The following is a 13,192-nucleotide window of genomic DNA, read 5'->3' as shown; positions in this document are numbered from 1 at the left end:
TCTCCACTAGCAACTCAAGTCATTTGGCTTGAGTTTTTTTGTTTTTTAATTGAAAAATGACTAGAGTGTCCCGAAAGCATTCGGGAAGGCGACCAGTCCGGATCTGGTATTCTCCACTAGCAACTCAAGTCATTTGGCTTGAGTTTTTTTGTTTGAATTCTATGTTTTACACTTACATCATATATTCTGAAAGTTTAGATAAATATTATATTGGTTCATGCGAAGATGTAAATAAAAGAATCAATGATCATCTTAACAGTAGAAGTGGTTTTACTAAAGCTGCTAAAGATTGGGTTTTAAAATATACTGAATCTTTTGAAACTAGGTCAGGAGCTGTTAAAAGGGAATTAGAGATTAAGAAGAAGAAAAGTAGAACTTATATTGAGTATTTATTATCGAAAAGTAAAATGAGATAGAGCGTCCCGAAAGCATTCGGGAAGGCGACCGGTTCGAATCCGGTATTCTCCACTAGCAACTCAAGTCATTTGGCTTGAGTTTTTTTTGTTTTTTAATTGAAAAATGACTAGAGTGTCCCGAAAGCATTCGGGAAGGCGACCGGTTCGAATCCGGTATTCTCCACTAGCAACTCAAGTCATTTGGCTTGAGTTTTTTTGTTTTTTAATTGAAAAATGACTAGAGCGTCCCGAAAGCATTCGGGAAGGCGACCGGTTTGAATCTGCTATACTAATAAAAAGGAAACACAAGTCCAAGGATTTGCGTTTTTTATTTTAATCGTATTTTACAGGGCCAATCGTATTCATAATACGAACAATCTTTGATTTTCGGTTGTTGATGTAGGACGAGGAACCTGTTGCTTTGTAACGTCTAGGGCTAGGTAAAATAGCAGCAATTCCAGCGGCTTGTGTCGGAGTAAGACTGCTACAATCTTTTCGGTACCAATATTGAGTAGCGGCTTGTGCGCCATAAATTCCGTCTCCCATTTCAATGCTGTTCAGGTACACCTCCATGATGCGCTCTTTGCCCCAAATAAGCTCAATGAGTACCGTAAAATAAGCTTCTAGTCCTTTGCGTAGATAACTTCGGCCTTGCCATAAAAAAACATTTTTAGCTGTTTGCTGTGATATGGTGCTCCCTCCTTTTATTTTTCGCCCTCTTTCATTGTTTTTATAGGCTTTTTGCATAGCTCCAAAATCAAAACCGTTATGCGTTAAAAACAACCCGTCTTCGCTAGCAATTACTGCCTTTTGTAAATTCATGGATATATTTTCAATAGGTTCCCAATCGTGGCTGAATACGGCATCTTTCCCAGAAGTTTTGTTCTCTATAATCCTAATAATCATCAAAGGGGTTACAGGAACGGGGACGAACTTAAAAAGCACAACAAAAAATATTGAAATTCCAAAAAACCATAAAGTTAATTTTAATAATATAGATTTTAACGTACTCATGCTAGTGTTTTTGTCTTTTTTAACTGATTTTGATAGGGGTTTTTTGCGTGTCTTTTTTGTAGTCATATTGGGGTGTAAAATTACTTTTTTTGACAAATCTTCCAATCAATTTTAAATGATTTATAAATGAATAATGTGTCGTCTTGTAAAACTAAGTATTTTTATTAAATTTAATAACTCGTTGTGATGGCTAAGGCCAAAAAAGCAACTTTATAAAGGTATTAATTTTTCAAACTATTCCATCTCTTAATGGGTAATAAGCACAGTAATCTTCCTCTAAAAGTCATCTTTAGTTATATTGTTCTTGCGGCATTGGTAGTAAGTGTGGGGTGGTTTTTGTATTCCGAAAATGTGTTTTACAATACCGTTGAGAACAAAAGTGCTGCTGAAAACAATGTTGTCTTGCGTTTTAGTAAACTTTTTTCAAATGTGTATAAAACGGAGAGCTTGGCACGAAAAACCATTCAAACCAATTCGGAAACCGATTTTAAAATGTACATCCAACATACGGATTCTTTACAAAGTAAAATTGATTCTCTGAAAGAAACGGTATCGAATAAGTATCAAGTAAAATTGTTGGACAGTGTCACTCTATCGCTAAAAGAAAAAACACGGAATATTAGGAAACTAAAAACCATTAAAAGCAAGACTGCGGATGAAGCATCGGTAACAAATGCTATTCAAGAATTAACACAATTAGAATTTTCGCTTCGCAAATTGCAATTAGAAGATTTTACCAAAAACCCAGAGCAATTAGATGCCTATCAGCGCAAAGTTTTGCAAAATTATGTGGATTATCTCAATAAAAACATTCCTGACGACAGCACCAATACGTTAACCAAAAAAGCTACTGATTCAATCTTAGCGGCTTCTAAGCGATTGTTGAATAAAGTAAAGTTAGAGACCGAAAAGAAAAAGGAATCCTTGAGTCTGGAAGAAAATAAATTGTTGAGAAATGAAATTTTAATTTCCGAACAATTGCGTAAAGTCTTGCGGGTTATTGAAAACGAACTCATTGTAGCTTCTGTCCAAAACAATTTTGAAAAGGAAAAATCTTTAAAGAAAATCAACCAAATTGTAACTTATGCAGCAGGTGTTGGGTTGTTGTTAACTGTTATTTTTTCACTATTGATTACAAGTGATTTTTCTAAATCACAATCGTATAAAAAACAGCTGGAAGTAGCTAATTTTAAGACTCAAAATTTATTAAAAAGCAGGGAACAACTTATTTCAACTGTTAGTCATGATTTAAAAACGCCGTTGAGTACCATCGTTGGGTATGCCGAGTTGTTGTCGCAAGCTGATTTAAGTAAAAAGCAACGGTATTATACCCATAACATCAAAAGTGCAACGGAATACATTACACGTTTGGTTCAAGATTTATTAGATTTTTCCCAAATAGAAGCGGGAAAAATTACCCTGAATGAAGCGCCTTTTTCTTTATCTAAGACAATTTGGGAAGTTGTTCAAAACGTGCAATCGGTTTATTTATCTAAAGATCTTTCGCTTCAAGTGAAAATTGATGATAGATTGGATGCTTTAATTGTAGGGGATGTTTTTAGGGTCAAACAAGTTTTGATGAATGTGGTGGGCAACGCCTTTAAATTTACGAGAGAAGGTTATGTACGTATAACTGCCGAGGTTTCAAATGACCTCAAAAAGGTGTTGATACGCATAACCGATTCAGGAATTGGTATCGAACAACATAGCCAAGAATTGGTGTTTGAAGAATTTACGCAGGCAAACGAGTCTATCGAAAAAGAATTTGGTGGTACGGGATTAGGATTGGCCATTTCTAAAAAAATGGCGAAGTTGCTAGGAGGTGATTTGTATTTGTTAAACAGTTCCTCTAGCGGAAGTAGTTTTGAATTTTGTTTGCCTTTGCGTTTTAATCCTGTAGCTGAAAATCAAGTTCAAAATCTCTATGTGCCTCGAATGCAAAATCAAACGATACTGGTAGTTGACGATGACAAAGATTTGTTGAAATTAACGACTGAGGTTTTAAAAAAACACCATCATGTTGTTGGTTTTTCTAATCCTGCTTTGGTAATAGATTATGTTAAAGAAATGCCTTTTGATTTGTTGATGACTGATATTCAGATGCCAGAAATCGACGGGTTTGGTCTTGTGAAAATTTTAAAAAACACTAAAAATTCTACGTTTGAGAACCAGCCACTACTGGCCATAACAGGAAGGACAGATTTGGATGATGCGGTATATCGAGAAGCAGGATTTTGTGCGGTACTCAAAAAACCCTTCCATCCCAATTTGCTTTTAAAAACGATTGATGCTCTATTGAATCAAATGGCTGTCTCCTTTTCTGAGGAAGAGAAAAACGATGAGAGTGTAGCGAATGCTGCTTTTTCTTTGGATTCTTTACGTTTGTTTCTAGCAAATGATGCCCAAGAGGTAAATCGGGTGCTTCAATCGTTTATTGAGTCCACACGCGCTAATTTGTCTGTTTTACAAAAGGCGATGGCACTCAACGAGGTTCAAACGATACAACAAACAGCTCACAAAATGGCACCCATGTTTAAGCAAATTCAGGCCAATGCTATTGCGGTTATTTTAACTGGTTTAGAAAGCAATAAATATAATCAATCGGAGTGGGGGGAATTATTTTCACTGTTAGAAACTGAAATTAAGTACTTGTTTGATGACCTTGAAAAAATCATTCATTCGACTGGTGACTAGTGCCATGGTCATTTAAATGTTACTCGATGTTGTAGAGTTTTAATTTATTGTACAGGGTTTTACGTGTGATTTTCAAAAGTTTTGCTGCTTCTGATTTGTTGTTTTGGGTTTTCATTAAAGCCTGCCGAATGGCTTCTTTTTCATTGTCGGATAAAGAAAATGCTTCCGTTTTAGCATTGTCGTATTTTTGAAAAAATTCGGCTGGCAATACGGATGGTTCAATCCATTCTCCCTGTGTCAATAGGGTGGCTCGTTTTACACAATTTTGCAATTCACGTAGATTACCTGGCCAAGGGTAGTTTTGGAAAATCCGAACTACTTCATTTGAAAAACCAATGACTTCTTTGTTTAATTGGGAATTGGCTTTATCTAAAAAATATTCCGCAAAAATCATTAAATCTTCTTCGCGTTCTGTTAGGGAAGGCGAATGGATAGAAAATTCATTGAGACGATGGTATAGGTCTTCTCTAAAATCACCGTTTTTTACAGCTTCGCGCAGGTCTTCGTTGGTAGCCGTAATTATCCGTATGTCAACTTCTATCTCTTTGTTACTGCCTACGGGTTTTATTTTACGTTCCTGTAACGCACGCAACAACTGAACTTGGTTTTCATAGGTCAAATTGCCTATTTCATCTAAAAATAAAGTGCCTTTGTTAGCCGCTTCAAAATACCCCATTTTATCCGAAATGGCTCCTGTAAAAGCCCCTTTCAAATGACCAAAAAATTCACTTGCTGCCAATTCTTTAGGTATGGCACCACAATCGACTGCAATAAAATTTTCGTTTTTTCGAGGACTGTTTTGGTGGATGCTTTTGGCTATGATTTCTTTTCCTGTGCCACTTTCTCCAATGATTAAAACAGACATATCAGTAGGGCTTACTAGTTGAATATGTTCATTCAGTTTTTTGGATTGGGTAGAAATACCTTGTATGTAAGTGGATTGTGATGATGTGCTTTTCGTTTTTTTGTGAGAAGTTGTTATAGGTGCAGCAGTTTGAACGGTTTGAAGAGCATTTTTTATCACTAATAAAACTTCGTCTGGATTGAACGGTTTGGAGATGTAATCGCTCGCTCCATTTTTGATGGCTTTTACCGCGGTATTAACATCTGAATAGCCTGTCATTAAGATAACGGGCGTTTGTGGATGGATGGTCTTGCATTCGCCTAATAGGGTTAATCCATCTGCATCTGGTAAACGCAAATCGGTTAAGATAAGGTCAAATTTTTTATTTTGAATGAGAGCTCTGGCTTCGGTAGCAGAAAAGGAAGCAGTAACCGAAAAGTCTTTTTTGGTCAAAAACTTTTCTACCATTTTGCAAAATGAAATATCGTCTTCAATAATTAAAATTTCCTGCATTGGTGAAAGGGGCTTTTGAAGCTAAATTAAGATATATATACTAGTATTATCATAAAAAAAAGCAAAAAAAAAGAGGCGATATAATCACCTCTTAAAAAAAAACTATAATGTATGTATTTGATTTCAGTAACCAAAGACATCTGCTGGTACAGTAGCCCTTTGGTTTTTACTGATTGTCTCTAATGTGGTTCCTGATTGAATGCTAAAATATTTTTATTTAATCAGGAAACCACAACAGAGGTACACTTACAATTGGGACTCTTTTATTTTTTCACTACATTACCTTCAGCGTCCGTATATACGGTATAGCTTTGGTCACTCATTGTGATTTCGAGTTTGTATTCTTTCTTTTCGTTGATGTATGCCTTGTTTAATGTGGCTGCTGGAAAAGAATTTTTAATAGTAGCTTTGACTGCATCCGGAAGTTGGTCCATACTAATTTCTGTATATTCATCTTGAATATTTACAGATTGATGTATTGGGGTAGGGGTTGCGTATGGCGCTGCAAATGCAGTCATGCTACCTAATAGAATTGCGGCTGATAAGATTAACTTTTTCATGATTTTTTATTTTTTGAGATTATTAATAAGTTATTGTTGTTTTTTAGTTTTGAAGCCATTTACCTGTTTCGTCTGCAAATAAAGAGCCTTCTTTATCGCCTAGTTTAACATCTAAACGGTATTCTTTTTTTTCGTTAACATAGGCTTTTGTGATGACAGCATCTGGATACGCTTTTTTCAAAGATTCAGTTACGGCTGCTGGTACTTCTTCAATCTTGATTTCAGTATATTCATCTGATTGATTTACGGCAATTGCTGTTGGAGAATATGATTTAACAGGAGTTGCAAATGTTGATAAACTTCCTAATAGGATGGCTGTTGATAAGATTAACTTTTTCATAATTATATATTTAATGTTATTATTGTTATACTTCAAATAATGGAAATACCATACCATTTTTTATATCAGACTCTCTTGGGGGTTATATTGTTGGTTTTTAGCAAATTGCGTTTTTGGTAAATTCTAGTCTCTTGGGTAAAAGTGTGTAATAGAGAAAAATGGTGTGTATTTTTTACACAGTTTAAGAGTTGTCTTAAGTCCAAAAAAAAAGCTACACCAAGAAAGTGTAGCTTTTGAATATTAACTAAAGAGGAATTACTCTTTGTGTTTTATTTTGAATGAGTCCATGAAGGCAGTAGTGTAATTTCCTGCGATATAATCTGGATGATCCATTAGTTGTCTGTGGAAAGGAATGGTTGTTTTGATTCCTTCGATGACAAACTCGTCTAGGGCTCTTCTCATTTTGCTAATAGCTTCTTCACGGGTTTGTGCCGTTGTGATTAATTTAGCAATCATAGAGTCATAGTTTGGTGGAATAGTATATCCTGAATAAACGTGAGTGTCTAAACGTACTCCGTGTCCACCTGGCATGTGTAAGGTTGTAATTTTTCCTGGTGAAGGTCTGAAGTCGTTAAAAGGATCTTCAGCATTAATACGACATTCTATAGCGTGTAGTTGTGGTAAATAGTTTTTACCAGAAATTGGCACACCTGCAGCAACTAAGATTTGTTCACGAATTAAATCGTAGTCAATTACTTGTTCTGTAATAGGGTGCTCTACTTGAATACGCGTATTCATTTCCATGAAGTAGAAATTACGGTGTTTGTCAACCAAAAATTCTACAGTTCCTGCTCCTTCATACTTAATGTATTCTGCGGCTTTTACAGCAGCAGCACCCATTGCTTCACGTAACTCGTCAGTCATGAATGGAGACGGAGTTTCTTCTGTTAGTTTTTGGTGACGTCTTTGAACAGAGCAATCTCTTTCTGAAAGGTGACACGCTTTTCCAAATGAGTCTCCTACAACTTGAATTTCGATATGACGTGGTTCTTCGATAAGTTTTTCCATGTACATACCGTCGTTTCCAAAGGCTGCAGCGGCTTCCATACGAGCACTTTCCCAAGCTTTTTCAAGCTCTTCTTCTTTCCAAATAGCGCGCATTCCTTTTCCACCTCCACCAGCGGTAGCTTTCATCATGACAGGGTAACCTATTTCAGCGGCTACTTTTTTGGCTTGTTCGAATGATTCTAAGATTCCGTCTGAACCAGGAACACAAGGAACACCAGCTGCTTTCATAGTAGCTTTGGCAGTAGCTTTGTCTCCCATTTTTTCAATCATTTCAGGAGCTGCCCCAATAAATTTGATTCGGTGCTCTTGACAGATTTTGGAGAATTTAGCATTTTCAGATAAAAATCCGTATCCAGGGTGAATTGCGTCTGCGTTAGTAATTTCGGCAGCAGCAATGATATTAGACATTTTTAAGTAGGACAAGTTGCTTGGTGGAGGTCCAATACAAACGGCTTCATCCGCAAAGCGAACGTGTAAGCTATCAGCGTCCGCAGTAGAGTAAACTGCAACCGTTTTGATACCCATTTCACGACAAGTTCTGATTACTCGAAGTGCAATTTCGCCTCTATTAGCAATTAATATTTTTTTAAACATACTTTTTTTAATTAGATAATTAGACATTCTGTCAATTAGACAATTATGAAGAAAGAAAAACTTCTAACTTCTAACTTCTAATTTCTAACTTTTTATGATGGATCAACTAAGAATAAAGGTTGGTCAAATTCAACTGGAGACATATCATCTACCAAGATTTTAACGATTTTACCTGAAACTTCTGATTCAATCTCGTTAAATAATTTCATAGCCTCAATTACACAAAGAACGTCTCCTTTAGAGATAGCATTCCCAACTTCAACAAAAACAGGTTTGTCTGGGGAAGGTTTTCTGTAAAAAGTTCCAATGATTGGGGATTTAACGGTAATGTATTTAGACTCTTCAGCAGCTGGAGCGGCTGCTACTGGTGCTGGAGCAACTGGAGCGGCTGCTGCAGGAGCAATTACCTGTTGTACTGGAGCTTGTGGAGCTTGTTGTACGTAAGTTGTTTCAGTAGTGTTTCCTTCTAAAGTAGTTCTGATAGTGATTTTTACATCATCCATCTCTAACTTAACTTCTGCAACACCTGTATTTGAAACAAATTTGATTAGGTTCTGAATTTCTTTTAAATCCATAATTGGTCTATTTTTAGTTTAAATTTATTTTTTGTCGTATGCCCATTTTAAGTACACAGACCCCCAAGTGAAACCTCCACCGAAGGCTGCAAAGATAATGGTATCTCCTTTTTTAAACAAATGCTCAAAATCGCTGATAACTAGCGGTAAAGTTGCAGAGGTTGTGTTTCCGTATCGCTCAATATTCATCAATACTTTTGATTCCTCTAGGTTCATTCTATTAGCAGTGGCATCAATAATCCTTTTATTAGCCTGATGAGGAACCAGCCAATTCACATCTTCGTTAGTAAGATTGTTTCTTTTTAGGATTTGCTCGCTGGCATCGGCCATATTGGTCACGGCATATTTAAAAACCGTTTTACCATCTTGCATGATGTTGTGTCTATTATCTGTAACTGTTTGTAATGTAGTGGGTACAAGTGAACCACCTGCTGGGATTTTAAGAAAGTCACGACCTATACCGTCACTTCTTAAATATTCGTCTTGTAATCCTAGGCCTTCGAAGTTGGGTTCAAATAAAACCGCTCCTGCACCATCTCCAAAAATAATACAAGTTGTTCTGTCTTTGTAATCTACTATCGAGGACATTTTATCAGCACCTATCAAAAGTACTTTTTTATACCTTCCAGATTCAATATAAGCTGCAGCTGTTGACATTCCGTATAAAAAACTGGAACAAGCGGCTTGTAAATCGTAAGCAAAAGCGTTTGTGGCGCCTATTTCAGTAGCTACATAGGCTCCTGTAGCGGCAACAGGCATATCAGGTGTTGCAGTAGCCATAATAATCATGTCTATTTCAAGCGGATTAATATTGCTTTTTGCTATTAAATCTTGCGCTGCTTTTATTGCTAAATATGAAGTTCCTTTGTCAGTGTCTTTAAGAATTCTTCTTTCTTTAATTCCGGTACGAGAAGTAATCCACTCGTCATTTGTATCAACCATTGTTTCAAGCACTTTGTTCGAAAGTACAAAGTCTGGAACATAAGATCCAACAGCGGTTATTGCGGCGGTCATTTTATTCATTTTGTCTTACTAGTTTTTATCAAATGCTGCCATTTGAAAAAATATTTAAAAGGTTTGAAAATTACAAAAAAAAATCTAAACCCATTGTGTTAGAGCTTGTTATTTGAGGAAAATTATAAACAACAAAAAAACTCTCACCAAGTGAGAGTTTGTATAGTATCTATAAAATATGCATTAAGCAAAAGTAGCTTCTGACTTGTCAATAACAACTTGTCCTCTGTAGTACATTTTACCTTCGTGCCAGTAAGCTCTGTGGTATAAATGTGCTTCACCTGTAATAGGGCAAGTAGCGATTTGTGCTACAGTAGCTTTATAATGTGTTCTTCTTTTATCTCTTCTTGTTTTGGAGACTTTTCTCTTAGGATGTGCCATTTTACTATATTATTTATCCGTTAATAGTTGTTTTAATTTGTCCCAACGCGGGTCAATATCTTCTTTCTTTTCTTCTTTGTCTTTTTTGGTCTCTTTGATCGTTAATTCGTTCAATTTTTCAAGCGCCTCAGATTTTAAACTGCCGTCTTTTACTCCAGGATGTACGCGTCTTTGTGGGACTGAAAGTACAATCATTTCGTAAATGTACTGAGCAATGTCAATTTCAAATTCGCCAAAAGGCAGAATAAGAAGCTCTTCGTTGTCGTTGTTGAAAGTTTCTCCAAAACGAACAATAAGCTTCATTTTTCCTTTAATGGGTAAATCGAAATCTTCACCAGTAAGGTCACAAGGAACATTTACTGTTCCTTTGTGCTTGAAATTTAATTCGAGCATGTTGCTTTGTTTGTCAAAAACAACATTTACTGTGATGTTTGAATTTTGATATTCATCATAATCAAAGATTTCAAAGAACGCATTATTTATTTGATACTCAAAATGATGTTTTCCTGTCTTTAATCCTACGAATGGAATTAAATATTCTTTAGTCTTGCTCATTTAAACAAAATTTTGCCCCATTACGAAGTTTCGAAACGGGAGTGCAAAGATATAAAATTATTATAAACCTAATAAAGTTATTTATCTTTTTTTAATTATTGCTATTTTTCTTTTACTTTTAAGGGATTTTGGGTCATTTCTTCGTACTGAATTCTTGAGCGATAGATATCTAAGGCTAAATAAACAGCTTCTTTGAACGAATTATAATCGGCAATCCCTTTGCCTGCGATGTCGTATGCGGTACCGTGGTCGGGTGATGTTCTTATTTTGTTTAATCCTGCCGTGTAATTGACTCCTTTGCCAAAAGATAAGGTTTTGAACGGAATTAGCCCTTGGTCATGGTAGGTGGCAATGATGGCATCGTATTTTTCATATTGACTACTTCCAAAAAAGCCATCGGCAGCAAAGGGTCCAAATACGAGTGTTCCTTTGTTGAAGAGTTTTTCTATAGTTGGTTTTAAAATAGCATCATCTTCTTTACCTATTACTCCTCCATCTCCACAATGCGGATTGAGTCCTAAAACAGCAATTTTTGGTTTAATAATATTGAAATCCTGTATCAATGATTGTTTTACGGTCTCGATTTTTCTTTTGATGAGGGTTTCGGTTAGGTGGCTGGCTACTTGATTTAATGGAACGTGGTCAGTGAGTAGACCTACTCTAAGGCTGTCTTGAACCATCATCATCAATGCGTCACCCTCTAATTCTTGATTGAGGTAATCGGTATGTCCAGGGAATTTAAATTCTTCCGATTGAATGTTGTATTTGTTTATAGGTGCGGTAACCAGTACGTCGATTTGTTCTTCTTTGAGTGCTTTGGTACTGGCAACAAAAGATTTGATGGCATATTCACCTACTTTATCGTCATTAGTGCCTAGGTTTAAATCGACACCTTCTCGCCATACGTTCAAAACATTGATTTTTCCAGGAATGATTTGGTCTAATTTGTCAATGCCATGCAATGGAACAGCGGTATCAAGGTTTTTTTTGATGAAAGATAAAATTTTGACATTGGCAAAAATAACTGGGGTGCACAGTTCTAACATTCTGGAATCTTCGAAAGTTTTTAACACCACTTCGCTTCCAATACCGTTTAAATCCCCAATTGAAATTCCAACGATTATATTTTCTGCTTTTTTCATCATGACCACAAGTTATTTATTGCTAATTTTGAAGTGCAAATTTAGTAAAATAAAACAAGAAATGTTTACAGGTATTATAGAAACCCTTGGGGTGGTTCAGGAAATAAAGAAAGAAGACGATAATATTCATGTCACGGTGGAAGCGTCTATAACCCATGAGCTCAAAATTGATCAAAGTGTAGCGCATAATGGAGTGTGTTTGACAGTGGTAGCTATTCATGGGAATCATTATACTGTGACGGCCATTGATGAAACGATTCAAAAAACCAATGTAGGAGACTGGAAGAAGGGTGATGCTGTGAATTTGGAGCGTGCTATGAAACTAGGAGATCGTTTGGATGGGCATATTGTTCAAGGACATGTGGATCAAACGGCGCGTTGTTTGTCAATAGAAAATGCAAATGGGAGTTGGATTTTCACTTTTGAGTACGATAGCGCGTTGCAAAATATCACTATTGAAAAAGGTTCAATAACCGTAAACGGTGTTAGTTTGACTGTTGTAAATTCAAAGAAAAATCAATTTAGTGTGGCTATTATACCTTATACCTACGAGCATACTAATTTTAAGAATTTCCAAGTGGGAACCAAGGTTAATTTAGAGTTTGATGTAATAGGGAAGTATGTGGCAAGATTGTATGCTGCTCGTTAAAATTTTTGTCAAGTTAAAATTGCTTAAAAAAAAACAAACCCATAGTCGTTAGGCTATGGGTTTTTCGTTTTGTTTGTATTTGTAAATGACATAAAATCCTAGTAAAACAGCTAGTAGGATGAGCCAAAGAATGTGTTCGTCTATTGGGAGCCCTGGAGGAGATGGTGGTCTTCCTGTGGGCGAGGGTTCAGGTGGGTTTTTACTTTTGTCTTTGTCGTTTTTGGCCAGCATTTCCATCATCCCAAAAAGGAAGGTCAGGAAAGGGTAGATTTTGTTCAAAACGACTTTCATAATTTTTTTCAAAAGTAATTAATCTTTGTTTAGAAAAAACAATTTTAACGTTGATTAATAGGTGTTATATCTCAATTAAACATCAAAGTAACGACAATCAAATGATAATCATTGTGTTTTTTTAATTTAAACTATGAAAAGAACCTTTTTTTCGTCAAAATGCACATCTCTAAGAGGCTAAAGCTTTGTGATGGTGTATGAGGATAAAAATAACTTTTCACAAAAGTGTTGCTTGATGTTGGTCTTAATCTTGTTTGTGGCATATACGTAAAAAAGGGAGTTATGGTTTATTTTGTTTAAAAAAAGAAAAGAGTAAAAAACAAAAAAACTTGCATTTCAGCAAGGTTTTCAAAGTCTAAAATGTGAACCCACAGTTTTGGCTCTACAAAACAACCTGTAGCGTTTTCTTTTTTAATTCCTTGATTAGTAATCCTAACATTTATAGGACACATACCATTTTTGTTTAATTTGTTTAAACGTAGTACAAATAAAATTGCAAAATTGTCTTTTTTCATAGCTAATTGTTATTAAGGGATCAGGAACAAAACTTGGGGAGGATTTAATAAAAATATAGATATTTGCTAAAAACAAATTAGCGTGGAATCCTATCTGGAATTATTAAA

Annotated in this window: 15 protein-coding genes; 3 read left to right on the top strand and 12 right to left on the bottom strand. The window is 35.7% G+C overall.

Features of this window, described 5'->3' with window-relative positions:
- The first annotated feature begins 56 nt into the window (after positions 1-56).
- Entirely contained in the window at positions 57-416 is a 360-nt protein-coding gene (locus K5R64_RS03345; protein ID WP_308443150.1) for a GIY-YIG nuclease family protein, read from the top strand.
- A 312-nt stretch (positions 417-728) separates the two neighbouring features.
- Here K5R64_RS03345 and mtgA read toward each other — a convergent pair whose 3' ends face one another.
- Positions 729-1,475, bottom strand: a complete 747-nt coding sequence (gene mtgA, locus K5R64_RS03340) for a monofunctional biosynthetic peptidoglycan transglycosylase (RefSeq protein ID WP_220761253.1) — start codon at positions 1,473-1,475, stop codon at positions 729-731.
- 183 nt (positions 1,476-1,658) lie between these two features.
- Here mtgA and K5R64_RS03335 point away from each other — a divergent pair, with 183 nt between their 5' ends.
- A complete protein-coding gene (locus K5R64_RS03335) occupies positions 1,659-4,103 on the top strand; it encodes a hybrid sensor histidine kinase/response regulator (protein ID WP_220760884.1) in 2,445 nt (814 codons plus the stop codon).
- 19 nt (positions 4,104-4,122) lie between these two features.
- Here the strand turns inward: K5R64_RS03335 and K5R64_RS03330 are convergent, their stop codons facing one another.
- From K5R64_RS03330 to pdxA, 9 genes are all read right to left on the bottom strand, one after another.
- The gene (locus K5R64_RS03330) at positions 4,123-5,460 is read right to left on the bottom strand and encodes a sigma-54 dependent transcriptional regulator (RefSeq protein WP_220760882.1); all 1,338 of its coding nucleotides are present in this window, start codon (positions 5,458-5,460) and stop codon (positions 4,123-4,125) included.
- 263 nt (positions 5,461-5,723) lie between these two features.
- A complete protein-coding gene (locus K5R64_RS03325; protein WP_220760880.1) occupies positions 5,724-6,020 on the bottom strand; it encodes a hypothetical protein in 297 nt (98 codons plus the stop codon).
- Between the two features lie 43 nt (positions 6,021-6,063).
- Positions 6,064-6,360: a hypothetical protein gene (locus K5R64_RS03320; RefSeq protein WP_220760878.1), complete on the bottom strand. Its 297-nt coding sequence runs from the start codon at positions 6,358-6,360 to the stop codon at positions 6,064-6,066.
- Positions 6,361-6,615: 255 nt separating this feature from the next.
- Positions 6,616-7,962: an acetyl-CoA carboxylase biotin carboxylase subunit gene (gene accC, locus K5R64_RS03315; protein WP_220760875.1), complete on the bottom strand. Its 1,347-nt coding sequence runs from the start codon at positions 7,960-7,962 to the stop codon at positions 6,616-6,618.
- Positions 7,963-8,054: 92 nt separating this feature from the next.
- The gene (accB, locus tag K5R64_RS03310) at positions 8,055-8,537 is read right to left on the bottom strand and encodes an acetyl-CoA carboxylase biotin carboxyl carrier protein (RefSeq protein ID WP_220760873.1); all 483 of its coding nucleotides are present in this window, start codon (positions 8,535-8,537) and stop codon (positions 8,055-8,057) included.
- Positions 8,538-8,561: 24 nt separating this feature from the next.
- Positions 8,562-9,560, bottom strand: a complete 999-nt coding sequence (locus K5R64_RS03305) for a beta-ketoacyl-ACP synthase III (protein WP_220760870.1) — start codon at positions 9,558-9,560, stop codon at positions 8,562-8,564.
- A gap of 174 nt (positions 9,561-9,734) precedes the next feature.
- Positions 9,735-9,932 (bottom strand): 50S ribosomal protein L32, encoded by a 198-nt coding sequence (gene rpmF / locus K5R64_RS03300; protein ID WP_220760868.1) that lies wholly within the window; start codon positions 9,930-9,932, stop codon positions 9,735-9,737.
- A 9-nt stretch (positions 9,933-9,941) separates the two neighbouring features.
- A complete protein-coding gene (locus tag K5R64_RS03295; RefSeq protein WP_220760866.1) occupies positions 9,942-10,487 on the bottom strand; it encodes a DUF177 domain-containing protein in 546 nt (181 codons plus the stop codon).
- A gap of 101 nt (positions 10,488-10,588) precedes the next feature.
- Positions 10,589-11,632 carry a 4-hydroxythreonine-4-phosphate dehydrogenase PdxA gene (gene pdxA / locus K5R64_RS03290; protein ID WP_220760863.1) on the bottom strand — a complete coding sequence of 348 codons (1,044 nt, stop codon included), beginning with the start codon at positions 11,630-11,632 and terminating at the stop codon, positions 10,589-10,591.
- A 58-nt stretch (positions 11,633-11,690) separates the two neighbouring features.
- On the opposite strand from pdxA, the gene K5R64_RS03285 reads away from it, so the two are divergent.
- Positions 11,691-12,278 (top strand): riboflavin synthase, encoded by a 588-nt coding sequence (locus K5R64_RS03285; protein WP_220760861.1) that lies wholly within the window; start codon positions 11,691-11,693, stop codon positions 12,276-12,278.
- A gap of 48 nt (positions 12,279-12,326) precedes the next feature.
- Here K5R64_RS03285 and K5R64_RS03280 read toward each other — a convergent pair whose 3' ends face one another.
- Positions 12,327-12,557, bottom strand: coding sequence for a hypothetical protein (locus tag K5R64_RS03280; RefSeq protein ID WP_220760859.1), 231 nt, complete (start codon positions 12,555-12,557; stop codon positions 12,327-12,329).
- A 308-nt stretch (positions 12,558-12,865) separates the two neighbouring features.
- The gene (locus K5R64_RS03275) at positions 12,866-13,084 is read right to left on the bottom strand and encodes an Arm DNA-binding domain-containing protein (protein WP_220760857.1); all 219 of its coding nucleotides are present in this window, start codon (positions 13,082-13,084) and stop codon (positions 12,866-12,868) included.
- Between the last annotated feature and the right edge of the window lie 108 nt (positions 13,085-13,192).

The sequence above is a fragment of the Flavobacterium sp. UMI-01 genome, assembly GCF_019656315.1.
In the GTDB taxonomy this organism is placed as follows: Bacteria; Bacteroidota; Bacteroidia; order Flavobacteriales; family Flavobacteriaceae; genus Flavobacterium.
The sequence above is the reverse complement of the archived record's forward strand: the minus strand, read 5'-3'. Positions and strand labels throughout refer to the sequence as shown.

What these genes read in the sequence shown, in the direction of transcription:
- K5R64_RS03325 (WP_220760880.1), bottom strand. Translation starts at nt 6,020, where the DNA reads ATGAAAAAGTTAATCTTATCAGCCGCAATTCTATTAGGTAGCATGACT.
- mtgA (WP_220761253.1), bottom strand. Translation starts at nt 1,475, where the DNA reads ATGACTACAAAAAAGACACGCAAAAAACCCCTATCAAAATCAGTTAAA.
- K5R64_RS03295 (WP_220760866.1), bottom strand. Translation starts at nt 10,487, where the DNA reads ATGAGCAAGACTAAAGAATATTTAATTCCATTCGTAGGATTAAAGACA.
- pdxA (WP_220760863.1), bottom strand. Translation starts at nt 11,632, where the DNA reads ATGATGAAAAAAGCAGAAAATATAATCGTTGGAATTTCAATTGGGGAT.
- K5R64_RS03330 (WP_220760882.1), bottom strand. Translation starts at nt 5,460, where the DNA reads ATGCAGGAAATTTTAATTATTGAAGACGATATTTCATTTTGCAAAATG.
- K5R64_RS03335 (WP_220760884.1), top strand. Translation starts at nt 1,659, where the DNA reads ATGGGTAATAAGCACAGTAATCTTCCTCTAAAAGTCATCTTTAGTTAT.
- K5R64_RS03345 (WP_308443150.1), top strand. Translation starts at nt 57, where the DNA reads ATGACTAGAGTGTCCCGAAAGCATTCGGGAAGGCGACCAGTCCGGATC.
- K5R64_RS03285 (WP_220760861.1), top strand. Translation starts at nt 11,691, where the DNA reads ATGTTTACAGGTATTATAGAAACCCTTGGGGTGGTTCAGGAAATAAAG.
- accC (WP_220760875.1), bottom strand. Translation starts at nt 7,962, where the DNA reads ATGTTTAAAAAAATATTAATTGCTAATAGAGGCGAAATTGCACTTCGA.
- rpmF (WP_220760868.1), bottom strand. Translation starts at nt 9,932, where the DNA reads ATGGCACATCCTAAGAGAAAAGTCTCCAAAACAAGAAGAGATAAAAGA.
- K5R64_RS03275 (WP_220760857.1), bottom strand. Translation starts at nt 13,084, where the DNA reads ATGAAAAAAGACAATTTTGCAATTTTATTTGTACTACGTTTAAACAAA.
- K5R64_RS03305 (WP_220760870.1), bottom strand. Translation starts at nt 9,560, where the DNA reads ATGAATAAAATGACCGCCGCAATAACCGCTGTTGGATCTTATGTTCCA.
- K5R64_RS03320 (WP_220760878.1), bottom strand. Translation starts at nt 6,360, where the DNA reads ATGAAAAAGTTAATCTTATCAACAGCCATCCTATTAGGAAGTTTATCA.
- accB (WP_220760873.1), bottom strand. Translation starts at nt 8,537, where the DNA reads ATGGATTTAAAAGAAATTCAGAACCTAATCAAATTTGTTTCAAATACA.